This window comes from Rubrivivax albus (assembly GCF_004016515.1).
In the GTDB taxonomy this organism is placed as follows: Bacteria; Pseudomonadota; Gammaproteobacteria; order Burkholderiales; family Burkholderiaceae_C; genus Rubrivivax; species Rubrivivax albus.
This window is the reverse complement of the sequence record NZ_SACT01000004.1, coordinates 204,817-229,403: the sequence shown is the minus strand read 5'-3', so window position 1 is coordinate 229,403 and position 24,587 is coordinate 204,817. Positions and strand designations below refer to the sequence as shown.

Below are 24,587 nucleotides of genomic sequence, written 5' to 3'. Positions count from 1 at the left end.
CTCAGCAGCCCCGCGTCACCGGTGGGCCCGCGGGCTTGCGGCGCAGGCCCAGGCGTGCCAATTCCAGCCGCGCCAGCGCCTGACGGTGCACCTCGTCCGGGCCGTCGGCAAACCGCAGCGTGCGCTGATCGGCATAAGTGTAGGCCAGCGGAAAGTCCTCGCTGACGCCGGCGCCGCCGTGGGCCTGGATGGCCCAGTCCAGCACCTGGCAGGCCATGCTGGGTGCGACGATCTTGATCATCGCGATCTCCGCCTGCGCTGCCTTGTTGCCCACGGTGTCCATCATCCACGCCGCCTTGAGCGTGAGCAGGCGAGCCTGTTCGATCATGCAGCGCGCCTGGGCGATGCGCTCATGCCAGACGCCCTGCTCGGCCAGCGCCTTGCCGAAGGCATCGCGCGTGGCCAGTCGGCGGCACATCAGTGCGAAGGCGCGCTCGGCGGCGCCGATGGAGCGCATGCAGTGGTGGATGCGCCCCGGCCCCAGACGGCCCTGGGCGATTTCGAAGCCGCGGCCCTCGCCGAGAAGCAGGTGGTCCACCGGGACGCGAACGTTCTCCAGCAGCACCTCCATGTGGCCCACCGGCGCGTGGTCGTAGCCGAAGACCTTCAGCGGCCGCAGCATCTTCACGCCCGGCGTGTCCGCCGGCACGAGGACCATGCTCTGCTGCTGGTGCCGCGGCGCATCGGGGTCGGTCTTGCCCATCACGATGAGCAGGCGGCACTGGCGCCGGCCGGCGCCCGAACTCCACCACTTGCGGCCATTGATCACGTAGTGGTCGCCATCACGCTCGATGCGGCAGCGGATGTTGGTGGCGTCGGAAGAGGCCACCTCGGGCTCGGTCATCAGGAAGGCCGAACGGATCTCGCCGGCCAGCAGCGGCTCCAGCCAGCGGTCCTTCTGCAGCTCGCTGCCGTAGCGATCCAGCGTCTCCATGTTGCCGGTATCCGGCGCAGAGCAATTGAAGATCTCGCTGGCCCACGTGTTACGGCCCATGATCTCGCACAGCGGCGCGTACTCGTAGTTCGACAGGCCTTCCGGCGCGCGTGCCGAATGCGGCAGGAAGAGATTCCAGAGCCCCTGCTCGCGGGCCAGGGCCTTGAGCCGCTGCACGGTCGGCGGCGTGTTCCACCCCGCGGCCGAGTGCCAGGACTGGGCGGCGCTCTCCGCCTCCACCTGGCCTTCGTTCGGTTCGACGTGCTCGGCCATGAAAGCCTCCAGCCGCTGGCGCAATGCCGCCGTGCGCGGTGGGTCGCCGAAAGGCGCCTGGATGGCCGGGGAGGATGCGGAGGTGGTCATCAGTCGGTGCTTCCTGAAGTGGGGCGCCCGAGCCTGCGGCAACGCCGCTCAGCCCGCCCGCCCTTGTGCGATGCGCCAGCCCAGTTCCGCCACCGGCGCGGCCATGCGGCCCGTGTCCATGGCCTGCGGGTGCGACGCGATGCCCTGCCCGGCGCGGTAGGCGATGCCCTGCAGGATGGCGGCGAGGCGGAACAGGTTGCAGGCCAGGTAGAACGGCCAATGCGCCTGGATCGCGTCGACGTCGGCGTGGCCCGCGAGTGCGGCGTACCGGGTGATGATCTCGGCTTCCGACGGGATGCCGAGCGCGCCCAGGTCCACCCCCGCCAGGCCGCGCAGTACCCCCTGCGGCAGGCGCCAGGCCATGCAGTGGTAGGCCAGGTCGGCCAGCGGGTGGCCCAGCGTGGACAGTTCCCAGTCCAGCACCGCCAGCACCCGCGGTGCCTGCGCGTGAAACACCAGGTTCTCGAGGCGGAAGTCGCCGTGCACGATGCACAGGTCCTGACCCGGGGGTGGCGGCGGTGGGCAATGCGCCGGCAACCATGCGGCCAAGCGCTCCATGGCGTCGATGGGCGCGCTGGCCGTCGCCGTGTACTGGCGTGTCCAGCGCGCGATCATGCGTTCGAAGAACGCGTCGTGACGGCCGAAGCCGGCCAACCCGCGAGCACGCCAGTCCACCGCGTGCAGCGCGGCGAGCACCCGCACGGCGTCGTCGTGCATCGCGCGGCGCTCCTCGGCGCCAACCTGCGGCAGCGTGGCGTCGCGGACGATGCGCCCGTCCACGAAGTCCATGACGTAGAACGCGGCGCCGATCACCGACTCGTCCTCGCACAGCGCGTGCACCGCCGGCACCGGCACGCCACTGCCCTGCAGCGCGCGCAGCACCGCCACCTCGCGCTCGATGGCATGGGCCGACGGCAGCAGGCCCGACGCAGGCCCTGGCTTGGCGCGCAGCACCCAGGTGCCGTCTCGATGCCGAAGCCGCCACGTCGGGTTGGACTGGCCCGCGGGCAGTCGCTCGGCCGTCAGTTCACCGGTCGCCAGCACCGGCAGTGCCGGCATCAGCCAACGCCGGAGGGCCGGCAGGTCAAAGGGCGGGGCCAGGTGAGATCCTGGGGGGGTGACCACGTCGGAGGCGGGGGACGGGGACATCAGTCGGGTCTCTGGTCTCTTATGGTCGGATTGTCCGACAATTGTTTGCGCGCCCGGCGGACCTGCCCATCCTCGCTTTCCCGCGCCACAGCGCTGCCGTGGTCTTGGCGACAATCCCGTGCACCTGCCCGTGACGCCCTGGGCCGAATTCAGTGACCATGCCCCTCGACCTCGAACGACTCCAGATCGCGCCCGCCTACCGTGTGGTGTCGGCCGACCTGCGCCGTCGCATCGTCGACGGCTCGCTGGCCCAGGGTGCAGCCCTGCCCACCGAGGCGGACCTGGCCGATCGATTCGGTGTGCACCGTTCGACGGTGCGCGAAGGCCTGCGCCAGCTGGAGCAGGAGGGCCTGCTGCGGCGCGACGGCAAGAAGCTGCTGGTCTCGATGCCACGCCAGCGCGACCTGTCGGATGTGGCCGAGCGCGCGCTGCGGCTGCGCCAGGTCACCTTTCGCGACGTCTGGCAGGTGGCCAGCGCGCTGGAGCCTCTGTGTGCGGCGCTGGCCGCCCACTCGGCCACGCTCGACGAGCTGGACGCGCTGGAGGAGAACCTGGAACGCACCCAGGCCGTGGTCGCCGCTCAGGCGTCACCGGTGGAGGTGGACCTGGAGTTCCAGAACCTGGTGGCCGCCGCCACGCACAACCCGGCGTTGCTGATGGCACGGGGGCCGGTGAGCTCGCTGATGCGCGCCGGTTACGCCGCCATCGCGCCCGCTCTGCCGCAGTCGGGTGCGCGTCTGCTGGCGGTGCACCGGCAGGTGAGCCTGGCGCTGCGCCGGCGCGACGCCGCCGCGGCGGAAGAGGCCATGCGCAAGCACATGCAGGACTACCGCCGAGGCTGCGAGGTGGCGGGGCTGGACATGAACCAGCCGATCCCGCCCGCGGAATAGCGCAGACCCCGGCGCCGAGCGCGGCGCACCGCGCAGCCGTCAGTCGAACCGCAGGGGAATGCCGGTCCGCGCCTGCAGGCTGCCAGCGTCGACACCTGCAGCCATGGCCATCACACGGGCACCCGCAGCATCCAGCGCCATCACGGCCAGGTCGGTGTAGATGCGGCGCACGCAGCCCAACCCGGTCAGCGGGTAGCTGCACCGCTCGACGATCTTGGGTTCACCGGCCTTGGTGCAGTGGCTCATCATCACCCAGGTCTCGCGCGCGCCGATGGCCAGGTCCATGGCGCCGCCTACCGCGGGAATCGCACCGGGCTCGCCGGTGTGCCAGTTGGCCAGGTCGCCATTGCCGGCCACCTGGAACGCGCCGAGCACGCAGACGTCGAGATGGCCCCCGCGCATCATCGCGAAGCTGTCCGCGTGGTGGAAGAAGCAGCCGCCGGTCTTCAGCGTCACCGGCTGCTTGCCGGCGTTGATGAGGTCGTGATCCTCCTGTCCCGGCGCTGGCTTCGGCCCCATGCCGAGCACGCCGTTCTCGCTGTGCAGCAGGATCTCCCGGCCCGGCGGAAGGTGATCGGCCACCACAGTGGGCAGGCCGATGCCGAGGTTGACCACCATGCCGTCGCGCAGGTCCTGCGCCACGCGCCACGCCATCTCGGCCGAAGTCCAGGGCATGGCTTTTCTCCTCAGGTGGTCCGGCGCGGCACCTGCACCACGCGCTGCACGAACAGACCAGGCGTGACCACGGCCTCGGGGTCGAGCCCGCCGAGCTCGACGATTTCATGCACCGCCGCCACGGTGCAACGCGCCGCTGCGGCCATGATCGGGCCGAAGTTTCGCGCCGTCATGCGGTAGGTCAGGTTGCCCCAGCGGTCGCCCCGCTCGGCCAGGATCAGCGCCAGATCGGCGTGCAAGGGGGTCTCGAAGACCTGCCAGCGGCCGTCGAGGAAGCGCGTCTCCTTGCCTTCGGCCAGTGCGGTGCCGTAACCGGTGGGCGTGAAGAAGCCGCCGATGCCGGCGCCGGCGGCGCGGATGCGCTCGGCCAGGTTGCCCTGCGGCACCAGCTCCAGCGCGATGCGGCCGGCCCGGTATTCGCGGTCGAAGTGCCACGAGTCGGCCTGGCGCGGAAAGCTGCAGACGATCTTGCGCACGCGCCCGGCCGCGATCAGCGCCGCCAGCCCATCCTCGCCGTTGCCGGCGTTGTTGCAGACGATGGTGAGTTCACGCGCGCCCTGGTCCAGCAGTGCCTCCAGCGACGCCATGGGCTGGCCGGCCAGGCCGAAACCGCCCACCATCACGGTGGCCCCGTCACGCACGTCGGCCAGCGCCTCGGCCAGCGTGGCGACCCGCTTGTCGATCATGCCGACCGCCCCACGATCATGCAGGTGGCCTGCGCCGTGGCCACCGCGCGCCCGTCCTGCTGCAGCGTGGCCTCCACGAACGCGACCTGCCGGCCACGCCGCACGATGCGCGCCTCGGCCACGAGCTCGCCGGCCATGGCCGGTCGCAGAAACGAAAGCTGCAGGTTCAGCGTGGCCACCGCCTCCTGCGGCGCCAGCGTGGCGTCGACGATGCTGGCGGTGGCGGCGTCCAGCATCGCGCCAAGCATGCCGCCCTGCACCTGGCCCGCCGGGTTCAGGAACGTGGCCGCCGCTTCAAAACGCATGCGCAGCGTGCCTGCCGCGGCGTCGACCACGTCGAACCGCTGGCCCAGCAGGCCCGCCACGGGCGGCTCGGGCGCCTCGCCGCGGCGCATGCGCCAGAACCAGGCCTCGGAGGTCTCAGCCATGGGGGGCGTCCGTGCGCGTGGATTGGAAATGGCGCAGCCGCCAGCCGTGGGCTTCGTCGAGACACCACAGTGCGCTGGCCCAGGAGCGCGCCTGCACGGGCTCGGCGTCGGGACTGCGGCGCAGGGTCAGGTGCAGCAGACCGCTGAGCAGGACCGTATGGGCGTCGCAGGCCACGTCATCGATCTGCAACTCGACGGCCATGAACGCCGGCCCTTCGGCGACGAACTGCAGCAGCCCGTCGCGGTCGTCTCGGCGACCCGGCGCATGCACGTAGCGCAGATCCGGATGCAGCAGGGCTGCCAGCGCCTCGGTATCGCGCGCCACCATCGCGGCGGCTCGGGCCCGCTCGGCGGCGCGCGCGGCTGCCGCGGCGGCCTCGGCAGTCTGCGGCGTCATGGTGTCGCCTGCGCGGTTCGTCCCGCGTTGGAAGCGGTGGAGGCCGGCCCACCCACGTAGCGCGACACCAGCATGCGCAAGCCCGCTGCGTCAACGGCCACGCCGGCCACGTGGCGGTCGGGGCGCAGCAACAGCGCCGGCACGCCGCAGCCTTGCAACCAGGCCTGTCCATCTGCCGTTTCGGTCGCCACACGGCGCAAACGGTCGTCGCCCAGGGCGTCGGCCGGCAGGGCATCCAGCCAGGCCTGCGGCGCAATCGCGGCAAAGCGGTAGCCCAGGGCATCATCCAGCCGCCGGCCGTCAGGCATCACGGGCTGCGGAGCCAGGCGTCCGACCACGCTGCCGTCAACCACGCCATCGTGCGCGCCCGGGCCGAGGGGCGGCGTCGGCGTGCGGAAGACCTCGGGCTGCGCGGCCATGCGGGCATCCCGAGCACGGGCGCGCTCGACGTCGGTGTCCTGGATCACGCCGCCCAGCCGCACCGCGGTCTCGATGAACTCGCGCGCATGCGGCGCCCGCTCCGATTCGTAGGTGTCCAGCAAGGCAGGCGCCGCCTGGCCCTGCACCACGTCGGCCAGCTTCCAGGCCAGGTTGACGGCATCGCGCACGCCGGCGCACATGCCCTGGCCCATGAACGGCGGCGTCTGGTGGGCCGCATCGCCGGCGATCATCAACCGCCCTTGGCGCCAGCCGCGGGCCACCACGGAGTGGAAGGTGTAGAGCGCCGGCCGTTCGATGTCGGCATCTTCCGGACCGATCCACTTCGAGAGCAGGGGCCAGATGCCTTCCGGCCGCGTGAGCTGCTGCGGGTCGTCGCCCGGCATCAGCATGATCTCCCAGCGCCGGCGGTCACCGACACCACGCACGTACGTGGCTGGACGTTGGGGATCGCAGAACTGCAGGCTGTGGTCCCCCAGGTCGGGACGCGGCCGCTTGAGCCGCAGGTCCAGCACCAGCCAGCGCTCGTGGGCCTGCAGATCGTCGAGTTCCGTGCCCATCAGGCGACGGACCAGCGAGCGCGCGCCGTCGCAGCCCACCACGTAGCGGGCGCGGGTCTGCAGCAGGCGGCCACGGCGCGTGTCCTCGACCCTCAGCACCACATGGTCCTGCATCGGCTCCAGCGCGAAAAGGTCATGGCGCAGGCGGACGGTGGCGCCGCCGTGCTGTGCCAGATGGGCACGCAGCAGCGACTCCAGCACCGGCTGGTGGAAGCGGTAGCTCGCGTGCCACCCCTGCGGGCCGAGGTCCTTCGAGCGCGTGTAGTCGATCAGCACGCGCCCCGCGGCGTCGACGAACTTCATGCCCGGCGAGACCAGCACCTGCGGCTCCAGCGCCGCGGCCAGACCCAGGGTCTGGAAGATGCGCATGTTCTCGGCGTCGAAGTGGATGGCCCGCGGCAGCGCGTAGATCTCTGCTTCGCGCTCGACCACGAGCACGCGCAACCCGCGCTTCACCAGCAGGTTGGCCAGCACCGCACCCGTGGGGCCGAAGCCGACGATGGCCACGTCGTGCAACACGTCGTCGCCAAAGGCCGGATCGGGCCCGGCGTGGGTCACCGCGTCCACGGTTTCGGCAGAGGCGTTGGCTGCGCGCATCACGCCGTCACGCGTCGTCGGCGATCGGGTTGCGCAGCACGCCGATCCGGTCGACCTCGATCTCGCAGACGTCGCCGGCCTTCATCCACACCGGCGGCGTGCGCCGCGCGCCCACGCCACCTGGCGTGCCGGTGACGATCACGTCGCCCGGCGCCAGCGGCGCGATGGTGGAGACATACGCGATCTGCCTGGCGATCGAGTGGATCATCATCTCGGTGGTGGCCCGCTGCATCTCCACGCCGTTCAGGCGCGTGCTCAGCGTCATGACCGTGCCGAACGGGATCTCGTCGGCCGTCACCATCCACGGCCCGAAGCCGCCCGTGCGCCAGAAGTTCTTGCCCGGCACCCACTGCGAGGTGTGGCGCTGCCAGTCGCGCACGCTGCCGTCGTTGTAGCAGGCGTAGCCGGCCACGTACTGACCCGCGTCGGCTTCCGACACCCGACGGCCCGCCTTGCCGATGATGACGGCGATCTCGGCTTCGTAGTCGAACTGCACCGATTCCGGCGGCCGCAGCATGGGCTCCCCGTGCGCGACCTGCGAGTCGGCCACGCGCAGGAAGAACGTCGGCTGTTCGGTCACTTCGCGGTTGGTCTCGCGCACGTGCTCGCCGTAGTTCAGGCCGCAACACCAGATCTTGCCCGGCTCGGGAATGACCGGCAGCAGGCGGACGCTGGCCAGCGGGAAATCGGCAGCCCGCCCGCGAAGTGCATCGGCGGCAGCACCCAGGCCATCGGCGGCCAGCAGGGCCTTCAGGTCGGCGTGGCGCCCACCCAGGGCGGCGCCCAGGTCCACCACTCCGGGAGCCGCGTCACCCCCCACCACGGCGCCAAAGCCGACGCGGCCATCACGAACGAAGCTGATCAGTTTCATGGGGGTCCTTGGTGTTGCGTAATCTCGAATAACGAGATTTAATGACATTCGACTGACCTGCGTCAACCCAACCCATGCAAGGGGAAACCATGAGCCGACCCGGCTTCCGCTTCAGCCACTTCGGCATGTTCGTGACCAACACGGCCCTGCTCGAGGACTTCTATGTGCGCCTGCTGGACTTCACGGTCACCGACCGCGGCCAGCTGCCGGGGCCGAACGGGCCGATGGACCTGGTGTTCCTGAGCCGCGACCCCGACGAGCACCACCAGATCGTGCTCATCAGCGGCCGGCCGCGCGACATGGGCTTCAACCCCATCAACCAGATCTCGCTGAAGGCGGATCGCTTGTCCACCCTGATGGCCATGCACGCGACGCTGGTCGCCGAAGGCCTGCCGAACATCATGCCGGTGACCCACGGCAACGCGGTGTCGATCTATGTGCCCGACCCGGAAGGCAACCGGCTGGAGCTGTATGTGGACCTGCCCTGGTACGTGTCGCAGCCGATGCGCGTGCCGGTGGACCTGTCTGGCGACGAGGCCACGCTGATGGAGCGCCTGGAAGCCCATGCGCGCACCTTGCCGGGATTCCGCCCACGGGCAGAATGGCGCGCCGAGATGGCCCGCCGCATGGGCGTGGACTGACCGCCCGCGTGGTGGCAGTGCGCACCGGCGGGGCCGCTCTCCGTCTGCCCCGCCATGTCCAGCCCCGCCCGCGCCTTCGCCATCCTCGACCTGTTCAGCCGCGAACGTCCGGTCTGGTCGCCCGACGAGATCAACACCGCCCTGGGCTACTCGCGCCCCACCGGCTACCGCTACGTCAAGGACCTGGTCGACGCAGGCCTGCTGCGCAAGGTCGCGGCCGGGCATTACGCGCTGGGCGCCCGCATCATCGAACTGGACTATCAGCTCCGGCAGAGCGACCCGGTGCTGCTGGCGGCTGCCCCCGTGATGCAGCGCCTGGCGCGGGACAGCGGCTTCGACGCCGTGCTCAGCGTGCTCTACCCCGGCCCGCGCGTGATCGACGTGCACCGGGCCAGCGGCGAACCCGGCCTGGAGCTTGTCTATGGCCGCGGTCGGCCACGGCCGGTCTTCATTGGCGCGGCGCCCAAGGTGCTGCTGGCCCACCAGCCCAGGTCGATGCTGGTCCGAATGCACGCCGACCACGCGGCGGAGATCGCCGCCAGCGGAATGGGCGACGGCTGGCCGTCGTTCCGACAGGCGCTGACCGAGATCCGTCGCCAGGGCTGGTACCGATCGCACGGCGAACTGCAGGCTGACGTGGGCGCCATTGCCGTGCCCGTGCTCGACGCCGAGGGCCACGGCACACACGCGCTGGCCCTGGTGGGCAGCCTCGGGCGCCTGCAGTCTCAGGACGACGCACAGCTGCAGCACTGGCTGTTCGCCGCGGTGAACTCGTTCCGCGGCGCGAGCACCGCCTGAGCGCGCTTCCCGGCCCCGTCTCTCCGACATCTCGGTCGCGACAGCATCTGCTGTCAGAACCACTCGCGCCACGAGACCCAGCCGCATGGCCATGACCTTGCAGCGATCCTGGCGACGGCGTCGGCGGACCGGCGCCATCGCCCTGGCCCTGTGCCTTTGGCTCGGTCATCAGGCCTCAGCCACGGCGCTGACGGGGCGCTCGGACGACGGTGCCGCCGTTGACCTGCCATCGTTGCGCGGCCAGGTCGTGATGCTGTTCTTCTGGTCGACCGCCTGCCCCGTCTGTCTCGACAAGCTGCCGGAACTGCGTCGCAACCTGGCCGGTTGGACGGGTCAGCCCTTCGTGGTCGTGGCCGTGAACCACGATGCCGAACGCGCAGACTACGACCGCCACGCCCGACTCCGACAGCAGTTCCTGCCGCCCAACCCGCAGTGGATCGACCTGTGGCGAGGCGCGCCTGGCCACCGTGACGATCTCGGACCGCTGCCCACGCAGGCCCCGGTGACCGTGCTGCTGGACCGCCAGGGCCGTGTGCGGCTGCGGGTGGTCGGCAGGATCGCACCGTACCTGTGGGACGAGGTCGCGGCCCTGGTGCTGAACTGAACCGATGCGCGGCCGTCGGCTGGCGTGGCGCATCGCCGTCCAGGCGCCAGCTTCAGTGGCCATGTGGCGGCAGTCGGCGGGCCGTCCCTGAATTCCTGTCGGACTGCGAAATGCGCCGTCTTGACCGCCACCCCGTCACTTGTGCGCCCCAGATTGGCGCACGCCTGGCACCGGAAACACCGTTTATCCGTGGTCCCATCAAGTCCCGCCCCAACCTGCCGAGAAGCGATCCAAACCCACAGAGAGCCTCTCATGAGACTGCAACACAAGCTCACCGTCATGGTCGCCGGCGCCATGGGCATCCTGGTGCTCGCCACCACCATCGCGCAGGTGATGGCCAGCGGCGCGCTGAACACCTACCGCACCGAAGTGCGTGCCGCGGGCGAAAATGCCCAGGCCGTGGCTGGCCTGCGGTCGGCCTTCCAGACCCAGGTGCAGGAGTGGAAGAACACCCTGCTGCGCGGGCGTGACCCGGCGCAGCTGGACAAGTACTGGACCAGCTTCCAAAAGCAGGAAGCCGACGTCGCAGCACGCGCCGCCGCGCTGGCGCAGGCCCTGCCGCCTGGCCCCCTGCGCGAGCAGGCGCAGGCCTTCGGCAGCGCCCACCAGGCCATGGGCGAGGGGTACCGCCGTGGCGTGGAGGCTTTCCGGGCCGCTGGCGCCGACGCGGCGGCCGGCGATGCCGCCGTGAAGGGCATGGACCGCGAGCCGACGGCGAAGCTCGGCGAGCTGCTGGCCGCCATTGATGCCGCAGGGGCGGAGGCCGCCGCGCGCGCCGATGCCGGCGCACAGCATGCGCGCATGGTGCTGCTGGTGCTGGAGTCGCTTGCGCTGGTGACGGCGATCGGCTTCGCCATGGCCTACACCCGCCGCCAACTGCAACCCTTGCTGGACGCTCGGGACCTGGCACGCCGCGTGGCCGATGGCGACCTCTCTGCCACCATCGTGCCGAAGGGGCGCGACGAGATCACCGAACTGACCATCGCGCTGCGCGACATGCAGCAGTCGCTGGCACGCACCGTGCAGCACGTGCGCGAGGGCGCCGAGAGCGTGGCCAGCGCCAGCGCGCAGATCGCCCAGGGCAACCAGGACCTGTCCAGCCGCACCGAGCAGCAGGCCGGCGCGCTGCAGCAGACCGCCTCCACGATGGAGGAGCTGTCCTCCACCGTGCGCCACAACGCCGACAGCGCGCAGCAGGCGGCGCAGCTGGCGCAAGGTGCCTCGGCGGTGGCCGTGCAGGGTGGCGAAGTCGTGGGCCAGGTGGTGCACACGATGCAGGGCATCCAGGCCAGCGCGCAGAAGATCGCCGACATCATCGGCACCATCGACGGCATCGCCTTCCAGACCAACATCCTGGCGCTCAACGCCGCGGTGGAAGCCGCCCGTGCTGGCGAGCAGGGCCGCGGCTTCGCGGTGGTGGCCGGCGAAGTGCGCACGCTCGCTCAGCGCAGCGCGCAGGCGGCACGCGAGATCAAGGCGCTGATCACCGACAGCGTCGAACGCGTGGACGAAGGCACGGCGCTGGTGGACCGCGCCGGCCGCACGATGCAGGACATCGTGGAGAGCGTGCGCCGTGTCAGCGACATCGTCGGCGAGATCAGCGCCGCCACCCGCGAGCAGAGCAGCGGCGTGGCCCAGGTCGGCAACGCTGTCACGCGCATCGACCAGGGCACGCAGCAGAACGCGGCGCTGGTGGAAGAGAGCGCGGCGGCGGCGCAGAGCCTGCGCCAGCAGTCCGAAGCCCTGGTGCAGGCTGTGAGCGTCTTCCGCCTGTCGCAGGGCCACCACGCCAGCGTCTGAAGGCCGGCCCGAGGCGGGCTCCCGAACCCGCCTCAGCGTGTCAGCGCCGCAGCACGAGCACGTCCCCGTCGCGCGCCATGCGCACGCAGCACAGGATGACCTTGTGCGTGCGTTCGGCCGAGGCCAGCACCACGTCGCGGTGTTCCACCGGGCCGGAGCGATCCGCGTCGTAGGGCGTGGCGCAGACGCCGCACAGGCCGTCGCTGCACTTCACGTCCACCGCCACGCCAGCGGCGGCCAGCACCTCGGTGGCCGTCTGGTCCGCCGGCACGTCGAAGCGCCGGCCGTCGGCCAGCTGCACGACGAAGGGCCGGTCCACGCGGTCCGGGTCCTCGGGCACGCTGAAGTACTCGCGGTGCAGCGCGGCCTCGGGCCAGCCCGCGGCCTGGGCAGCGGCGAACACACCGTCCATGTAGCGCGGGGACCCGCAGGTGTAGAGCCGCCAGCCGGCCTGGTAAGGCGGCACCAGCGCCGCCAGGTCGGCGCGCGCGCCCTCGTCCTTCACGTGCCAGTGCACCTGCGGCGCCCAGTGGGCGCCCTGCAGGTCGGCCACGAAGCCGGCCGTGCGCCGGCTGGCCACGCTGTAGTGCAGGGCAAAGTCACGGCCCAGCGCGTGCAGCCGGTGCGCCATGGCGATCAGCGGTGTGACGCCGATGCCGCCAGCCATCAGCAGCGACATCGGCGCGTCCTCGTGCAGCGGGAACAGGTTGCGCGGGCGGGAGACGAAGACGCGACGGCCCTCGCGGAAGGCGCGGTGCATCAGCGCCGAGCCGCCGCGCCCGCCGGCGGCCGGGTCCTCGCGCTGCACGCCCAACACCCAGCGCCGGCGGTCGGCCGGGTCGCCGGCCAGGCTGTAGGCCCGCTGGTACTCCGGCGCGATGACGACATCGATGTGCGCCCCCGCATCGAACGGCGGCAGCTCGCCGCCGTCCAGCGCCGCGAACTCGTACTTCGCCACGCCGTCGGCCATGTCCTCGCGCCGCACCAGCTGAACGGGGAACACCGGCGGCTCACCGGTCAAGGGTGCCGGGCCAGGCGCTAGGTCCGCGGTATCGCCGGCCGCCAGTCGCGCGCGGTAGTCCACCGGCGACAGCAGCGCCCGGTAGCGCGCGATGCCCTCCTCCCGGTTGACCGGGAACGGCACCGGGAACGGCGGCGGCATGCGGTCGGCCGGGTAGACGGCCAGGGTCTGGTCCTCGGGCCGCAGCACCAGGTCCTTCTGCAGGCCGCGGCGGTGCGTCTGAGCGGCCTTCACGTAGCGGCCGGTGCTGCGGTCGAGCTCGATGTCCCACCACCAGGCCTTGACCGGGTTGATGCTGCCGCGGTCCAGCGCGTCGTCCAGCTTCGCCAGCCAGGGGGCCGTGCCCGGTGCGCGCATCGCCAGCTGGCGCCACAGGCTGTCGGCCAGAAGGCCTTCCAGGTTCCAGGGGCAGGTCTTCATGCAGCGCCCGCACATGCCGCCGGCGGCATTGGTGATGCGGTAGCGCGCGCACTTCTCAGCGTCGCTCTTCCAGATCTCGTAGCCGTTGTACATGCGCTTCGGGCCGGCGGTGATGGCACCCGAGGGGCATTCGCGCGCGCACTTGTTGCAACCCTCGCAGAAGCGCTGCAGGCCGAAGTCGATGGGCCGATCGGGCGCCATCGGCAGGTCGGTGGTCACGGTGCCACTCTTCAGACGTGGACCCAGGAACGGGTTGAGGATGACCTCGCCGATGCGGCTGACCTCGCCCAGGCCCGACAGCAGCAGCAGCGGTGGCTGCAGCACGTCGCCGTCGAGCACGCTGTGCACACGCGCGCCGTAGCCCAGGCGGCGCACCTGCTCGGCGATCACGCCGCCCATCAGCGAGAAGCGCAGGTAGGCGCGCATGCTCTGCGCCACACTGATCCAGTCGTCGCCGCTGGCGCCTTCCATGGTCTCGTGGCCCTGGTCGAGCAGCAGGTTGACGGCGTTGGCGTGGTAGGCCGCCATCGGGTTGCCGCCGGCGTCGTGCGAGTAGTACGCCCACTCGGGCACGGCGCACAGGCCCACGGCGTCGGCGCCCAGCCAGTACGACGCCGCCTTCAGGTTGGCGGCGTTGCGCGCCGGGTCGGCGGTGGAGGCGTGCACCGGCCCGCGCGCCTCGCCGAACTGCAGCAGCAGCAGGGAACCCAGTGCGCGGCGGGCGCAGGCACCGATGGGGCTCTTCATCACGTAGTGCGCGTTCTTCGCATCCGCCTGCACCGCCTTGCCCAGGTCACCGAACAGCGCGCGGGCGAAGAAGTCGGCGCGCTTGGGGAAGCGCGGCACGCGGTCGTGGTCGATGAAGGTGGTGGGCTCGTCGCGGCGCGGCAGGGTCTCGAAGGGCCAGGCGCCGTCGGAGAAATCGCGCTTCGCGTAGGCGTCGCGGTGGAAGGCTCCCTTGAGCGTGCCCTTGCCCAGCCACCAGGCCGGACCATGGCTTCGCCAGCGGTCCTGCCTGGGCGCCAGCGGTCGGTCGGGTGCGAGTGTCATCGTCGTCGTGACCGCGGCCAGGCCGTAGCGGGTGCCGACGTACGGGTTCGTGCCGTCGGGCAACGCCAGCCCGGCCGCCACGGCCAGGCGGCCGAGGTCCACGTCGCTGCAGCTGGCGCTGTGCGCTCGCGCGTCGAAGCCCAGCAGGCGCAGGTAGGTCGACAGCAGCACCGCCGTCTGCGACGCCAGCAGCGCCGCGCGGTGCGCTTGCGCGCCGTGCAGCCAGTCGCAGCCGGGTTCATCTGGCCGCGGGTCGCGCGGGTACTCCACCAGCACCACCAGCGCGTGCGTGTGCCCGTCGATCGGCCCGTGCACCGTGCGCGCCGCATCGATCACGTCGGCCAGGATCATGTCCATGCCGGCGGCGAAGCTCTTGGGCTGGCTGCTGGCGAGCTCCTCACCGAGCGCGGTGACGTCGGGGTTTCGGATGGGGGCCGCCAGCCTGGCCGCGGCCGGGATCGCGCAGACGCCCATCATCGACGCGTCGAAGTAGGTGCCGGCTGCCTTCAGGTGGCGGGCGCGCTCGGCCGGGTCGTCGGCGATCTCCGCCGGCAGCGGGCTGCGCGGGCCGTCGCGCACGAGGTCGAACATCGCAGCAAAGCGTGCCATCGCGTGCACGATCGACAGCGGGTCGTCGGCCGCGTAACGCAGGGCCGTCATCGGCGGCAGCACGTCGAGCCGCGGCGGGCCGTCGCTGCGGGTCAGGCGTTCCAGCGGGTACGGGCCCAGGTGGACCGGCCGGTCGCGGTAGGAGAACAGGCGCATGGCGCGATGATGGCTGAGCCAGGCCCGGGCTACCATGCGGGCATGCGCCTGCCCGTGCTGCTTGCGGCTCTCCTGACCACCGCCTTGCCGGCTGCCGCCGCCGGCCCTTCGTTCGACTGCAGCCGCGCCGCGGCCGGCAGCATCGAGGCCCAGGTCTGTGCCAGCCCGGACCTTTCCGCGCTGGACCGGCAGTTGGCCGACGTCTATGCCGCTGCCCGCGCGAAGGCGAAGAACGAGCATCCGCCCACGCTGGCGGCCGAGCAGCGCGGCTGGATCAAGGGCCGCAACGACTGCTGGAAGGCCGACGACAAGGCCACCTGCGTGCGCGGCGCCTACCGCCTGCGCATCGCCGAGCTGCAGGCGCGCTACCGCCTGCTGCCGGGCCGCGGCCCGGTGACCTACATCTGCGATGGTCAGCCGGCCAACGCGGTGGTCGCGATGTTCTTTGCCACGGACCCGCCCAGTGCCGTCGTCGAACGCGGTGACGGTGTCTCGATGATGTTCCTGCAGCCCGCCGCCAGCGGCGCGCGCTACGTTGGCCGCAACGAGTCGCTTTGGGAACACCATGGCGAGGCCCGTGTGGTCTGGGGGTACGGCTCACCGGAGATGACATGCACCGTGCAACGCTGAATCGCCCGGCGGTGCTCGCCGGCACGGCCGTGGTGTCGGCCATGGCGGCGGCCGTGATGGCGGGCTGTGCCGCAGCGATGGGACCGGGCACCGCCGCCCCCGCCACGCTGGAGGGCACCCAGTGGCAGCTGGTGGCCCTGCAGTCGATGGACGATGCCCAGGGCACCACCCGCCCCGCCGACCCTGGCGCCTACACGCTGCACTTCGGCCCCGAGGGCCGCGCCGCCCTGCGCGTGGACTGCAACCGTGCGATGGGCACCTGGCAGGTCACACCCGCCGCCGACGGCCGCAGCGGCGCGCTGCAGTTCGGCCCGCTGGCCGGCACGCGCGCGATGTGCCCGCCGGAATCGCTGGCGCCGCGCCTGATGCGCGACCTGCCCTTCGTGCGCAGCTACCTGCTGCGCGACGGCCAGCTGCACCTGAGCCTGATGGCCGACGGCGGCATCCTCAGCTGGGCACCGGCACCACGCTGACGCTCAACCGCCGTGGGTGCCGCCCAGGTGCCGCGTGGCCCCACCGCGCGGGCGCGGCAGCGCGTTCGAGGCGTCGGCCAGCCCCTGCAGGATGCCGCAGTCGGCTGCCGCGGTCGGTGCCGGGCAGCGCTCGCGCAGGCGCCTGAGCTGGCGTTCCAGGGCCCGCAGTTCGCGGATGCGCGCAGCCACGTGGCCGATGTGGGCGTCGAGCAGCGCATTGACCTCGGCACAGCCGTCGGCCGGGTGGTCGCGCACCTGCAGCAGGCCACGGATCTCCGGCAGCGCCATGTCCAGCGCGCGGCAGTGGCGGATGAAGGCCAGGCGCTCGGCATCGTCGGCGCGGTAGACGCGGTAGTTGCCGTCGCTGCGGGCCGGCGGGTCGATCAGGCCCTCGCGCTCGTAGTAGCGGATGGTCTCCACGCGGGTGCCGGTGGCCCGCGAAAGTTCGCCGATTTTCATGGCCACAGTGTGCCGCAGCCGCCCTTGACCCTGTAGCGACTGCAGGGTTTCCAATGCTTCCAACGCATCGAACACGACCCGCGATGAGCCACGCCTGCCACGACCACGCCTGCAACGCCGCCCCTTCGGCGGCCGCCTCACCCGCCTACCGCCGCGTGCTGTGGGTGGCCCTGGTGCTCAACGCCTCGATGTTCGGCGTCGAGGTCGCCGCCGGCCTGGCGGCCGGCTCGGTGTCGCTGCTGGCCGACGCGGTGGACTTCTTCGGCGACGCCGCCAACTACGGGCTGTCGCTGGCGGTGCTGGGCATGGGTCTGGCCTGGCGTGCGCGTGCCGCAGCGGTCAAGGGCCTGAGCATGGGCGCCTTCGGCGTCTTCGTGCTCGCGCGCGCCGGCTGGAGCCTGTGGCACGGCGAGGTGCCGGAACCGGTGACGATGGGTCTGGTCGGCGCGCTGGCACTGGCGGTCAACGTGGCCGTGGCCGTCATGCTCTACCGCTGGCGCGAGGGCGACGCCAACATGCGCTCGGTCTGGCTGTGCAGCCGCAACGACGCGCTGGGCAACCTGGCGGTGATGGCCGCGGCCCTGGGCGTCTTCGGCACCGGTTCGGCGTGGCCGGACCTGTTGGTGGCCGGCGTGATGGCGGCGCTGGCGCTGTCGGCCTCACGTGCCGTGCTACGGCAGGCGCGGCAGGAGCTGCGGGACGTCGACGGTGTCAGCGCAGCGGCCGCTGCCCCAGCGCCAGCAACGCCCCGGCAGCCAGCAGCGCGGCACTGAGCACGAAGCCGCGCGCCAGCCCGCCCGCACCGTCGGCCACGTGGCCCACCAGGCTGGGGCCGACGATCTGGCCAGCGGCGAACACGGTTGTGAAGGCCGCGATGCCCGCCGGCCAGGCGTCTGCCGGCAGGTTGTGGCGCACCAGCGCCGTCGTCGACGCCACCAGCGAGAGAAATACGCAGCCGAACAGCAGGCCCGAGCCCAGCACCGCCAGCGGGTGGGACGCCAGCACCGGCACCGCCGTGGCCACGGCCAGCAGCGCGTTCAGCACCGCCAACGGCACACCGCCCCGGTGGCGCTGCAGCAGGCCGGCCCACAGCCAGGGTGAGGCCATGACCCCCAGGCCCAGCAGCACGTAGAAGCCGGACAGGGCAACGGTGCTCCAGCCCTGCTCGCTCAGCAGCGTGATCACGAAGGTCATGTAGCCGATGTAGCCCAGGCCGAACATCGCGTAGCCCGCCAGGCCGAAGGCGAAGGCGCGCAGCGGCACCGGCGCCCGTGCCGCGCCCGGCATCGGTGGCGCCACCAGCTTGCGCGTGCCGGCCGCGGTGAGCGCCGTGGCCAAGGCCGCCAGACCGCCCAGCGCCCACCAGCCCTGCGGCCAGGCCAGCGGCGGCAGGCTCAGGGCCGACGCCACGATGCCCAGGCCGACGCCGCCGTAGTACAGCCCCAGCACCAGGCCGGCGCGCGCACCGGCCTGCCCGGCCAGCCGCGCGGCCAGCACGCCGCCGCCGACGAAGCTGGCCGCACTGGCGGCGCCGGTGAGCATGCGCAGCCCGGCCAGCGCGGCGTCGCTGCGCACCAGGCCGTGCGCGGCCAGCAGCAGCGCCGCGCCGGCACCGCCGGCCAGCATTGCCGCACGCGCGTCGAACCGGCGCAGCAGCATCGGCATGGCCAGCGCACCCGCCAGGTAGCCGACCGCATTGAGCGTGTTCATGGCGCCGGCGAGCAGGTAGCTCCAGCCCAGGTCGGCCCGCATCGGCGGCAACAGCAGCGCGTAGGAGAAACGCGACAGCCCCAACGAGACGGCTGCCGCCAGCGCGAGGGCCAGCGCGGCCCGCCAGGGCATCGGCGTCATGGCGCGATTCTGCCGGGCCGGCAAGACGGGTCGCGAACGGAAGAGCGCCTGCCGCGGCTGACGTCCATGCAGCCTCCGTTCGCTTGACAATAGACCGACCGGTCTAGAGACTTCAGCCATGCCGAGCCCCGCCCCCCCGGACACCACGGCCGCCACGAACACGCGCGAGCGCCTGGTGCAGGCCATGTCGCGCGCCCTGCAGCAGCGGGGCTACCACGGCATCGGCCTGGCCGAGCTGCTGGCCGAGGCCGGTGCCCCCAAGGGCGTGCTCTACCACCACTTTCCGGGCGGCAAGCAGGCGCTGGCGGTGGCGGCCATCGATGCGACAGCGGCCCACATCCATGCGTCGCTGGACCGGCTGGCCGCCGAGCAGGCCCCGCCGTTGCCGGTGCTGGCCGGCTGGCTGCAGATGGCCCAGGCGCAGCTCGAGCGCAGCACCTACGAGCGCGGCTGCCCGCTGGCCACGGTGGCGCTGGAGAGCACGGCCGCCGACGTGGCCCTGCGCGACGCGCTGGCCCGCGCCTTCGAGGGCATCCGCGTGCGCCTGGCCCGGCTGTTCGGGCGCAGCGGCGTGCCCGAGGACCGCGCCGCGGCGCTGGCGGCACTGGTGGTGTCGTCGTACGAAGGCGCGCTGATCCAGGCCCGCGTGGCGCGCAGCGGTGCGCCCATGACCGCCGCTGCCGAGGCCCTGCTGACCCTGCTGCGCCACGAACTGCCGCCCACACCGGCACAACCGCCCCGAAAGGCCGCGCCATGAGCACCGACCCCACCGTGCCCGAGATCACCGCGACGCCCCGCGAACTGGTCGCCGCCGACGGCTACCGCCTGCGCGCCCTGCACTACCCGGCGGCCGGCACGCCCGCCGGCCACCTGGTCATCGCCGGCGCCACCGGCGTGCCGCAGGGCTTCTACCGCCGCTTCGCGCAGCACGCGGCCGGCCAGGGCTTCCACGTGACGACGCTGGACTACCGCGGCATCGGCCTGTCGCGCCCGGCCAGCCTGCGCGGCTTCCGCATGGACTACCTGGACTGGGCGCGCCTGGACCTGGCCGCGGCGGTGGACGCCGTGCCCGAGGACGGCCTGCCGCTGGTGATGGTGGGGCATTCCTACGGGGGCCACGCCTTCGGCCTGCTGCCCAACCACCACCGCGTGGCGCGCTTCGTCACGCTGGCCACCGGCGCCGGCTGGCACGGCTGGATGCCGCCGCTGGAGCGCCTGCGCGTGCTCTTCATGTGGCGCGTGCTGGGCCCCCTGCTCACGCGCTGGAAGGGCTACCTGCCCTGGAGCCTGCTGGGCATGGGCGAGGACCTGCCGCTGGGCGTGTACCGCCAGTGGCGCTACTGGTGCCGCTTTCCGCGCTACTTCTTCGACGACCCGGCCATGCGGGCCGAAGGCCTGGCCGAGCGCTTCGCCGCCGTGCGCACGCCCATCGTCGCGCTCAATGCGCTGGACGACCGCTGGGCGCCGCCGGCCTCGCGCGACGCGTTCCTGGCCGCCTACCGCAACGCCCCGGTGCGCGCGCTGGACCTGCACCCGGCCAGCCTGGGCAGACGGTCCATCGGCCACATGGGCTACTTCCGGCCGGCGGCCCGGCCGCTGTGGGACGAGTGGCTGGGCTGGCTGCGTGACGGGCGGGCCGCTACGGCCTGACTCCAGGGCGCGACGGCCTCAGATCGGGTAGATGATCGAGTTCGGGATCAGCTCGGTGTCGTAGATGCACTCGCGGCGCGCGAACTTCAGCCCTTCGGCCGTGGGCACGATCACGTCGAGGTAGCGGCCGACGTTGAACACCGTGCTCGGTTCCGACAGCTTGGTGCGGAAGACGGCGTAGTTGGCCTCGCAGTGCAGCGCATCGCCCTGCACCACGCGCAGCACCGGTGCGCCGACCACGTGGCGCTGGTAGTAGGGGTCGTGGAACAGCGTCTCGCGGATGGCGTAGACCCGGTCCTTGAGCATGCCCTGGCCGGTGAAGGCCAGCGTGGCCAGCGGCCAGCCGCGCTCGTGGTTCTCGCGCGGCTGCAGGCGGTAGACGGCGTCATCGGTGAAGAAGCCAGGCCACAGGTCCCACTGGCCACTGTCCACCGCCGCGGCATAGTCGGCATAGAGCTGCTGCACCGCCCACCAGGTCGCGAAGTCGACGTTTGGCGTGCTCATTCGGGCGCCTCCATCACCTCGCGCCAGTAGCGGTACATGCCGCGGATGAGCGTCTCGGTGAGCATGTGCTCGGTGTCGCCCACGTCGCGCCCACCCAGCTCCGCCAGCGCCTGGCCGCCCGGCGTGGCGTCGAAGGCCTGCTGCGAGAACTCGATGACCTCACCGTCGTCGGCCGACACGAAACCCGCGGGGCCGAACAGGTTGGCCTGGCGCAGCCGGCGCTGCGTCATCGCCTCGTCGTCGTCGGCGAAGCCGAAGTGCGTCCAGACGAAGTCGAACGCGCCCGGCCCGCGCGGCTGGATGTGGCGCGTGGACACGCTGTTGACCTGCTGCTGCAGGATCACGCTGGGAAAGAGGGTGGTCATCACGGCCGTGGGCACCGGCGCGCCTTCGGGCAGGTTCGGGCCAGCCCACCAGGGCTCGGGCACGATGTCCAGGAAGCTGGCGTCATTCAGCTGCATGCCGGCCTTGAAGCTGGAGACGCTGGACACCTCCGACGCCTTGCCCGCATTGCCGCGCGTGGAGATCATGGCCGCGTGCCGGTGCCGCGCATCCATGCGCAGGCGCGACTGGTTGTCGGCCCGCCACAGGCCGAAGGTGACGAACCAGGTGTGCAGCAGCCCGGGGTGGTAGGGGTCCTTGATGTTCTCCTGCATCAGCTTCCAGTTGCCCGGGATGCGCTGGCGGTTGGTGCCCAGCAGCACCAGCTCGCGGCCGTTGAACAGGCGGTCGTACCAGCCCAGGATCTCCGGGCCCAGGTAGTCCTCGAAGGGCTCCACGTCGGGGTCGAAGGACGCGAACACCACGCCGCCGCGCACCGCCACCTGCAGCCGGTTCAGCCCGTGTTCGGCAGTGTCGAAGTCGGCCGGCATGCCGCCGTGCACCGTGCCGTCGGGCTGGCGCAGCCCGCGCCGGAACGGCACGCCCTGCAGTTCGCCCTTCAGCGAGTAGCCCCACTGGTGGTACGGGCAGACGAAATTCTTGCGGTGGCCGTGGCGCTCGCGGCAGAAGCGCATGCCGCGGTGGGCGCAGACGTTCTCCAGCACGTTCAACCCGCCCTGCGCGTCGCGCACCAGGATCACCGAGCGTTCGCCGATCACCGTGCGCTTGAAGTCGCCCGGGTTCGGCACCTCGGCGGCCAGGCCCACGTAGCACCAGTGGCCGCGGTAGAAGAAGCGTTCCAGCTCGCGGCGGTAGACCGCCTCGTCGGTGTAGGCGGTGAAGGGGATGCGGTGGGTGGCGTCGCCGGCCCAGGCCAGCGTTTCGGGTGCAGGGATGGCGCTCATCGGGCCCGGGTTGGCAGTGCGGGAGCGCCGATCATCGGCCGGGCGGCGGGATCAGTCCATCGAATGCCGGGAATGTCGGGCATCATCGAACGTGATGCCGATGCTCAGCCCCGACCTGAACCAGCTGGCCCTGCTGCACGAGCTGATGCTCGAGCGCCGGGTCTCCCGCGTGGCCGACAAGCTCGGCCTCACGCAGCCGGCGGTGAGCAATGCGCTGGCGCGGCTGCGCCGGCGATTCGGCGACGAGCTCTTCGTGCCCACGCCCGCCGGCATGGTGCCCACGCCGCTGGCCGAACGCCTGGCCGGCCCGGTGGGCGCCGGCCTGGCGCTGATCCGCGGCGCGCTGGCGCCCGCCCCGGCCTTCGACCCGGCCACCGCGCAACGGGCCTTCACCGTGGGCATGACGGACATCGGCGAGATCGTCTTCCTGCCGCGCCTGGTGCAGCGGCTGGCGGAGGTGGCGCCGGGCGTGTCGCTGAGCACGGTGCGCAACACCGCGGTGGACCTGGCCGACGAACTGGCCCAGGGCCGCGTGGACCTGGCCATCGGCCTGTTGCCGCAGCTGCAGGCCGGTTTCCACCAGCGGCGGCTGTTCCGCCAGCGCTACGTGCTGCTGTGCCGCCGCGGCCACGCGCTGGACGTGGCCCGCCCTGCCCTGGCCGCCTACCGCGCCGCCGAGCACCTGGTGGTGGTGTCGCCCGGCACCGGCCACGGCCAGGTGGACACGCTGCTGCAGCGCGCCGGCATCCACCGCCGGGTGCGCCTGACGGTGCCGCACTTCGTCAGCGTGGGCCATCTGCTGGCCCGCAGCGAACTCGTGGCCACGGTGCCGGAGCGGCTGGCCGCCGAGCTGGCGGCACCGTTCGGCCTGGTAGCCCGGCCGCTGCCGGTGAAGCTGCCGGAGGTGGAGATCAACGCCTTCTGGCATGCGCGCGTCCACCGGGCGGACGACAACCGCTGGCTGCGGGAGACCGTGTTCGGGCTGTTCGGCCCGCGCCCGCCTGGGCGCTGAAGGCCGCGGACCCGGCGCCCTCAATCCCGCCGCAACAGCCCGAACGCGAAGCGCCGGCCCAGGCCCTGGCGCAGCGCCATGTGGATCCAGGTCATCGCGAACGGCTCCAGCCAGCGCGCCGCCTTCAGCGGCCCCAGGTCCACCGCCTCGAAGCCGATGCGCGTGGCCAGCCCCAGCACGTGGCGGCGTGCGTCGGCATCGTCGCCGCAGACCGGCATGAAGGGTGTGCCACCAGGGTAGCGGGCATCGCCCAGGTTCTCCGCGCCGGTGGTGTTGAAGGCCTTGACCACGCGGGCGCCGGCGGCCAGACCGGCCAGCGTCTCCGCGCCGGACGTGGTGGTGCCCAGCGCCAGCGCGGCCAGGCCCGGGGCCAGCGGGTTGGTGGCGTCCACCAGGATGCGCCCGCCCCAGTCGGCCCGGGCCTGGGCGATGGCCGGCAGTGCGCCGTAGGGCACGGCCAGGATCACGGTGTCGGCCCCCTCCACGGCCTCGTCCACCGTGGTCAGCCGGGCCAGCGGGCCGAGCGCCGCCACCGCCGCCTGGGGGCGCGCCGGCTCCGGCACGCCGAAGGTGACCGGCTCGCCGCGTTGCGTGAAGGCGCGGCCGAGCGCCATGCCGACCTGGCCGGCACCGAGGATGCTCAAGGACATGGGTTCTCCTTCCGGGTTCAGGCCACCCGCCGCTGCGGGTAGATCCAGGGCGCCAGGCGGCGGCTCAGCCAGGGCATCAGCCACCAGGTCATCAGCACCACCTCCAGGCTGATCGTGACCAGGAGCCGCAGCGGGTACGGTGTGGCCACCGGCAGCAGCGCAAAGGCCGCGTTGACCACGCTGCCGATGGACAGCACCAGCCCGAAGACCACGGCGATCATCACCAGCGCCATGCGCGGCCGCGACGGCTGCGGCACCACCGTGCCGGCCGGGGCACTGAACCAGAACTCCAGGCCCGTCAGTTCCTCCCATGCGGCATCGCCGTCCACCAGGGGCGCGACCTCGGCCAGGGCCTGGCGCCGCAGGTCGCTGGCCTCGAAGGCCCGCAGGTCGGCCAGGGTGGCAAAGCGCACGGCGCTGAGGTACTCGCGCGGCGCACCGGACGCCGGGCGCTGCGTGGTCACGCCCAGGTAGCCCGGCAGGCCGCGCGCCGCCGCCTGCAGGCGGTGCAGCCAGGCCTCGTAGTCGGCCTCGCGGCCGGGCTTGACGCGGCGGCGGATCAGCACCGTCACCGGTTCGGGCGCGTCGTTCATGGTGCCGTGCCCGGATCGTCGGCCGGCGGGTCGTACCAGCCGGGGTGGGACTCGGTCCACACCTGCTTGCGGATGCGCCGCGGCAGATCGCGTTCGAACAGCCCGACCGAGACCAGCGTGCGCTGGCCGTCGGCCGGCTGCTTGGCCAGGCGCGACCCGCAGCGTGGGCAATGCGAACGCCGCGCCTGCGCCGACGATGCATACCACTGCGGTGCCAGTTCGCCGCCCCACTCGACCTGGTCGGTGGGCACGGCCAGCATGGCGAAGAAGTTGCCGTGCAGGCGCTGGCAGTCGCCGCAATGGCAGGCGACGAGGCCAAAGGCCTCGGCCGGCAGGCGCACGGTGACGCCGCCGCAGTGGCATCGGCCTTCGAGAACGGACATGGCGGGTGG

At 72.2% G+C, this 24,587-nt stretch carries 27 protein-coding genes; 11 read left to right on the top strand and 16 right to left on the bottom strand.

Annotated elements, in window-relative coordinates; all coding sequences use genetic code 11:
• Position 1 precedes the first annotated feature (1 nt).
• Entirely contained in the window at positions 2–1,297 is a 1,296-nt protein-coding gene (locus ENE75_RS14180) for an acyl-CoA dehydrogenase family protein (protein WP_128198968.1), read from the bottom strand.
• A 48-nt stretch (positions 1,298–1,345) separates the two neighbouring features.
• A complete protein-coding gene (locus tag ENE75_RS14175; RefSeq protein ID WP_128198967.1) occupies positions 1,346–2,446 on the bottom strand; it encodes a phosphotransferase family protein in 1,101 nt (366 codons plus the stop codon).
• Between the two features lie 158 nt (positions 2,447–2,604).
• Between ENE75_RS14175 and ENE75_RS14170 the strand changes: the two genes are divergently transcribed.
• Positions 2,605–3,336: a FadR/GntR family transcriptional regulator gene (locus tag ENE75_RS14170; protein WP_128198966.1), complete on the top strand. Its 732-nt coding sequence runs from the start codon at positions 2,605–2,607 to the stop codon at positions 3,334–3,336.
• A 39-nt stretch (positions 3,337–3,375) separates the two neighbouring features.
• On the opposite strand, the gene ENE75_RS14165 is transcribed toward ENE75_RS14170, so the two are convergent.
• The 6 genes from ENE75_RS14165 to ENE75_RS14140 all read right to left on the bottom strand — a co-directional run bounded on the left by ENE75_RS14165 (position 3,376) and on the right by ENE75_RS14140 (position 7,988).
• Positions 3,376–4,011, bottom strand: a complete 636-nt coding sequence (locus ENE75_RS14165; RefSeq protein ID WP_199232303.1) for a 3-oxoacid CoA-transferase subunit B — start codon at positions 4,009–4,011, stop codon at positions 3,376–3,378.
• 11 nt (positions 4,012–4,022) lie between these two features.
• Positions 4,023–4,697, bottom strand: coding sequence for a 3-oxoacid CoA-transferase subunit A (locus ENE75_RS14160; RefSeq protein ID WP_128198965.1), 675 nt, complete (start codon positions 4,695–4,697; stop codon positions 4,023–4,025).
• A complete protein-coding gene (locus tag ENE75_RS14155; RefSeq protein ID WP_128198964.1) occupies positions 4,694–5,125 on the bottom strand; it encodes a PaaI family thioesterase in 432 nt (143 codons plus the stop codon). Before ENE75_RS14155 ends, ENE75_RS14160 begins: the two co-directional genes overlap by 4 nt.
• On the bottom strand, positions 5,118–5,522 hold the full coding sequence (locus tag ENE75_RS14150) for a nuclear transport factor 2 family protein (RefSeq protein WP_128198963.1): 405 nt from the start codon (positions 5,520–5,522) through the stop codon (positions 5,118–5,120). The genes ENE75_RS14155 and ENE75_RS14150 overlap by 8 nt, the downstream gene beginning before the upstream one ends.
• The gene (gene mhpA / locus ENE75_RS14145) at positions 5,519–7,036 is read right to left on the bottom strand and encodes a bifunctional 3-(3-hydroxy-phenyl)propionate/3-hydroxycinnamic acid hydroxylase MhpA (RefSeq protein ID WP_128199153.1); all 1,518 of its coding nucleotides are present in this window, start codon (positions 7,034–7,036) and stop codon (positions 5,519–5,521) included. The genes ENE75_RS14150 and mhpA overlap by 4 nt, the downstream gene beginning before the upstream one ends.
• An 88-nt stretch (positions 7,037–7,124) precedes the next feature.
• Complete coding sequence (locus tag ENE75_RS14140) at positions 7,125–7,988, bottom strand: fumarylacetoacetate hydrolase family protein (protein ID WP_128198962.1); 864 nt, start codon at positions 7,986–7,988, stop codon at positions 7,125–7,127.
• 89 nt (positions 7,989–8,077) lie between these two features.
• On the opposite strand from ENE75_RS14140, the gene ENE75_RS14135 reads away from it, so the two are divergent.
• The 4 genes from ENE75_RS14135 to ENE75_RS25720 all read left to right on the top strand — a co-directional run bounded on the left by ENE75_RS14135 (position 8,078) and on the right by ENE75_RS25720 (position 11,831).
• On the top strand, positions 8,078–8,629 hold the full coding sequence (locus ENE75_RS14135) for a VOC family protein (protein ID WP_375138493.1): 552 nt from the start codon (positions 8,078–8,080) through the stop codon (positions 8,627–8,629).
• Positions 8,630–8,683: 54 nt separating this feature from the next.
• The gene (locus tag ENE75_RS14130; RefSeq protein ID WP_128198960.1) at positions 8,684–9,427 is read left to right on the top strand and encodes an IclR family transcriptional regulator; all 744 of its coding nucleotides are present in this window, start codon (positions 8,684–8,686) and stop codon (positions 9,425–9,427) included.
• Positions 9,428–9,512: 85 nt separating this feature from the next.
• The gene (locus ENE75_RS14125; protein WP_128198959.1) at positions 9,513–10,031 is read left to right on the top strand and encodes a peroxiredoxin family protein; all 519 of its coding nucleotides are present in this window, start codon (positions 9,513–9,515) and stop codon (positions 10,029–10,031) included.
• Positions 10,032–10,283: 252 nt separating this feature from the next.
• A complete protein-coding gene (locus ENE75_RS25720) occupies positions 10,284–11,831 on the top strand; it encodes a methyl-accepting chemotaxis protein (protein ID WP_128198958.1) in 1,548 nt (515 codons plus the stop codon).
• Between the two features lie 40 nt (positions 11,832–11,871).
• Here the strand turns inward: ENE75_RS25720 and ENE75_RS14115 are convergent, their stop codons facing one another.
• Positions 11,872–15,087 carry a 4Fe-4S dicluster domain-containing protein gene (locus ENE75_RS14115; protein WP_128198957.1) on the bottom strand — a complete coding sequence of 1,072 codons (3,216 nt, stop codon included), beginning with the start codon at positions 15,085–15,087 and terminating at the stop codon, positions 11,872–11,874.
• 42 nt (positions 15,088–15,129) lie between these two features.
• Between ENE75_RS14115 and ENE75_RS14110 the strand changes: the two genes are divergently transcribed.
• The gene (locus ENE75_RS14110; protein ID WP_128198956.1) at positions 15,130–15,717 is read left to right on the top strand and encodes an MliC family protein; all 588 of its coding nucleotides are present in this window, start codon (positions 15,130–15,132) and stop codon (positions 15,715–15,717) included.
• Positions 15,699–16,190, top strand: coding sequence for an META domain-containing protein (locus ENE75_RS14105; RefSeq protein WP_128198955.1), 492 nt, complete (start codon positions 15,699–15,701; stop codon positions 16,188–16,190). Before ENE75_RS14110 ends, ENE75_RS14105 begins: the two co-directional genes overlap by 19 nt.
• A gap of 3 nt (positions 16,191–16,193) precedes the next feature.
• Here ENE75_RS14105 and cadR read toward each other — a convergent pair whose 3' ends face one another.
• Positions 16,194–16,649, bottom strand: a complete 456-nt coding sequence (gene cadR / locus ENE75_RS14100) for a Cd(II)/Pb(II)-responsive transcriptional regulator (protein WP_128198954.1) — start codon at positions 16,647–16,649, stop codon at positions 16,194–16,196.
• An 83-nt stretch (positions 16,650–16,732) separates the two neighbouring features.
• Here cadR and ENE75_RS14095 point away from each other — a divergent pair, with 83 nt between their 5' ends.
• The gene (locus ENE75_RS14095; RefSeq protein ID WP_128198953.1) at positions 16,733–17,422 is read left to right on the top strand and encodes a cation efflux transmembrane domain-containing protein; all 690 of its coding nucleotides are present in this window, start codon (positions 16,733–16,735) and stop codon (positions 17,420–17,422) included.
• Here the strand turns inward: ENE75_RS14095 and ENE75_RS14090 are convergent.
• On the bottom strand, positions 17,361–18,500 hold the full coding sequence (locus ENE75_RS14090) for a YbfB/YjiJ family MFS transporter (protein ID WP_233259085.1): 1,140 nt from the start codon (positions 18,498–18,500) through the stop codon (positions 17,361–17,363). The two genes, ENE75_RS14095 and ENE75_RS14090, sit on opposite strands and share 62 nt — an antisense overlap.
• Before the next feature lie 118 nt (positions 18,501–18,618).
• On the opposite strand from ENE75_RS14090, the gene ENE75_RS14085 reads away from it, so the two are divergent.
• Both ENE75_RS14085 and ENE75_RS14080 read left to right on the top strand, forming a co-directional pair.
• Positions 18,619–19,257, top strand: a complete 639-nt coding sequence (locus ENE75_RS14085) for a TetR/AcrR family transcriptional regulator (protein ID WP_128198952.1) — start codon at positions 18,619–18,621, stop codon at positions 19,255–19,257.
• The gene (locus tag ENE75_RS14080) at positions 19,254–20,150 is read left to right on the top strand and encodes an alpha/beta hydrolase family protein (protein WP_128198951.1); all 897 of its coding nucleotides are present in this window, start codon (positions 19,254–19,256) and stop codon (positions 20,148–20,150) included. Before ENE75_RS14085 ends, ENE75_RS14080 begins: the two co-directional genes overlap by 4 nt.
• A gap of 18 nt (positions 20,151–20,168) precedes the next feature.
• Here the strand turns inward: ENE75_RS14080 and ENE75_RS14075 are convergent, their stop codons facing one another.
• Positions 20,169–20,654 (bottom strand): aromatic-ring-hydroxylating dioxygenase subunit beta, encoded by a 486-nt coding sequence (locus ENE75_RS14075; RefSeq protein WP_128198950.1) that lies wholly within the window; start codon positions 20,652–20,654, stop codon positions 20,169–20,171.
• Entirely contained in the window at positions 20,651–21,940 is a 1,290-nt protein-coding gene (locus ENE75_RS14070) for an aromatic ring-hydroxylating dioxygenase subunit alpha (RefSeq protein WP_128198949.1), read from the bottom strand. Before ENE75_RS14070 ends, ENE75_RS14075 begins: the two co-directional genes overlap by 4 nt.
• A 94-nt stretch (positions 21,941–22,034) precedes the next feature.
• On the opposite strand from ENE75_RS14070, the gene ENE75_RS14065 reads away from it, so the two are divergent.
• The gene (locus ENE75_RS14065) at positions 22,035–22,952 is read left to right on the top strand and encodes a LysR family transcriptional regulator (protein WP_128198948.1); all 918 of its coding nucleotides are present in this window, start codon (positions 22,035–22,037) and stop codon (positions 22,950–22,952) included.
• Positions 22,953–22,972: 20 nt separating this feature from the next.
• Here the strand turns inward: ENE75_RS14065 and ENE75_RS14060 are convergent, their stop codons facing one another.
• From ENE75_RS14060 to ENE75_RS14050, 3 genes are read right to left on the bottom strand one after another with little or no spacing between them, the layout of a single operon-like run.
• Positions 22,973–23,602 carry an NADPH-dependent F420 reductase gene (locus tag ENE75_RS14060; protein WP_158288949.1) on the bottom strand — a complete coding sequence of 210 codons (630 nt, stop codon included), beginning with the start codon at positions 23,600–23,602 and terminating at the stop codon, positions 22,973–22,975.
• A 17-nt stretch (positions 23,603–23,619) separates the two neighbouring features.
• Complete coding sequence (locus ENE75_RS14055) at positions 23,620–24,195, bottom strand: antibiotic biosynthesis monooxygenase (RefSeq protein ID WP_128198946.1); 576 nt, start codon at positions 24,193–24,195, stop codon at positions 23,620–23,622.
• Positions 24,192–24,578, bottom strand: coding sequence for a GFA family protein (locus ENE75_RS14050; protein ID WP_128198945.1), 387 nt, complete (start codon positions 24,576–24,578; stop codon positions 24,192–24,194). The genes ENE75_RS14055 and ENE75_RS14050 overlap by 4 nt, the downstream gene beginning before the upstream one ends.
• Between the last annotated feature and the right edge of the window lie 9 nt (positions 24,579–24,587).

Excerpts from the sequence above, each read along its gene's own strand:
- cadR (WP_128198954.1), bottom strand. The coding sequence starts at position 16,649 with ATGAAAATCGGCGAACTTTCGCGGGCCACCGGCACCCGCGTGGAGACC.
- ENE75_RS14115 (WP_128198957.1), bottom strand. The coding sequence starts at position 15,087 with ATGCGCCTGTTCTCCTACCGCGACCGGCCGGTCCACCTGGGCCCGTAC.
- ENE75_RS14150 (WP_128198963.1), bottom strand. The coding sequence starts at position 5,522 with ATGACGCCGCAGACTGCCGAGGCCGCCGCGGCAGCCGCGCGCGCCGCC.
- ENE75_RS14175 (WP_128198967.1), bottom strand. The coding sequence starts at position 2,446 with ATGTCCCCGTCCCCCGCCTCCGACGTGGTCACCCCCCCAGGATCTCAC.
- ENE75_RS14050 (WP_128198945.1), bottom strand. The coding sequence starts at position 24,578 with ATGTCCGTTCTCGAAGGCCGATGCCACTGCGGCGGCGTCACCGTGCGC.
- ENE75_RS14070 (WP_128198949.1), bottom strand. The coding sequence starts at position 21,940 with ATGAGCGCCATCCCTGCACCCGAAACGCTGGCCTGGGCCGGCGACGCC.
- ENE75_RS14090 (WP_233259085.1), bottom strand. The coding sequence starts at position 18,500 with ATGACGCCGATGCCCTGGCGGGCCGCGCTGGCCCTCGCGCTGGCGGCA.
- ENE75_RS14140 (WP_128198962.1), bottom strand. The coding sequence starts at position 7,988 with ATGAAACTGATCAGCTTCGTTCGTGATGGCCGCGTCGGCTTTGGCGCC.
- ENE75_RS14085 (WP_128198952.1), top strand. The coding sequence starts at position 18,619 with ATGCCGAGCCCCGCCCCCCCGGACACCACGGCCGCCACGAACACGCGC.
- ENE75_RS14110 (WP_128198956.1), top strand. The coding sequence starts at position 15,130 with ATGCGCCTGCCCGTGCTGCTTGCGGCTCTCCTGACCACCGCCTTGCCG.
- ENE75_RS14130 (WP_128198960.1), top strand. The coding sequence starts at position 8,684 with ATGTCCAGCCCCGCCCGCGCCTTCGCCATCCTCGACCTGTTCAGCCGC.
- ENE75_RS14105 (WP_128198955.1), top strand. The coding sequence starts at position 15,699 with ATGCACCGTGCAACGCTGAATCGCCCGGCGGTGCTCGCCGGCACGGCC.
- ENE75_RS14065 (WP_128198948.1), top strand. The coding sequence starts at position 22,035 with ATGCCGATGCTCAGCCCCGACCTGAACCAGCTGGCCCTGCTGCACGAG.
- ENE75_RS14135 (WP_375138493.1), top strand. The coding sequence starts at position 8,078 with ATGAGCCGACCCGGCTTCCGCTTCAGCCACTTCGGCATGTTCGTGACC.
- ENE75_RS14080 (WP_128198951.1), top strand. The coding sequence starts at position 19,254 with ATGAGCACCGACCCCACCGTGCCCGAGATCACCGCGACGCCCCGCGAA.
- ENE75_RS25720 (WP_128198958.1), top strand. The coding sequence starts at position 10,284 with ATGAGACTGCAACACAAGCTCACCGTCATGGTCGCCGGCGCCATGGGC.
- ENE75_RS14170 (WP_128198966.1), top strand. The coding sequence starts at position 2,605 with ATGCCCCTCGACCTCGAACGACTCCAGATCGCGCCCGCCTACCGTGTG.
- ENE75_RS14075 (WP_128198950.1), bottom strand. The coding sequence starts at position 20,654 with ATGAGCACGCCAAACGTCGACTTCGCGACCTGGTGGGCGGTGCAGCAG.
- ENE75_RS14060 (WP_158288949.1), bottom strand. The coding sequence starts at position 23,602 with ATGTCCTTGAGCATCCTCGGTGCCGGCCAGGTCGGCATGGCGCTCGGC.
- ENE75_RS14055 (WP_128198946.1), bottom strand. The coding sequence starts at position 24,195 with ATGAACGACGCGCCCGAACCGGTGACGGTGCTGATCCGCCGCCGCGTC.
- ENE75_RS14180 (WP_128198968.1), bottom strand. The coding sequence starts at position 1,297 with ATGACCACCTCCGCATCCTCCCCGGCCATCCAGGCGCCTTTCGGCGAC.
- ENE75_RS14155 (WP_128198964.1), bottom strand. The coding sequence starts at position 5,125 with ATGGCTGAGACCTCCGAGGCCTGGTTCTGGCGCATGCGCCGCGGCGAG.
- ENE75_RS14125 (WP_128198959.1), top strand. The coding sequence starts at position 9,513 with ATGGCCATGACCTTGCAGCGATCCTGGCGACGGCGTCGGCGGACCGGC.
- ENE75_RS14095 (WP_128198953.1), top strand. The coding sequence starts at position 16,733 with ATGAGCCACGCCTGCCACGACCACGCCTGCAACGCCGCCCCTTCGGCG.
- ENE75_RS14165 (WP_199232303.1), bottom strand. The coding sequence starts at position 4,011 with ATGCCCTGGACTTCGGCCGAGATGGCGTGGCGCGTGGCGCAGGACCTG.
- ENE75_RS14160 (WP_128198965.1), bottom strand. The coding sequence starts at position 4,697 with ATGATCGACAAGCGGGTCGCCACGCTGGCCGAGGCGCTGGCCGACGTG.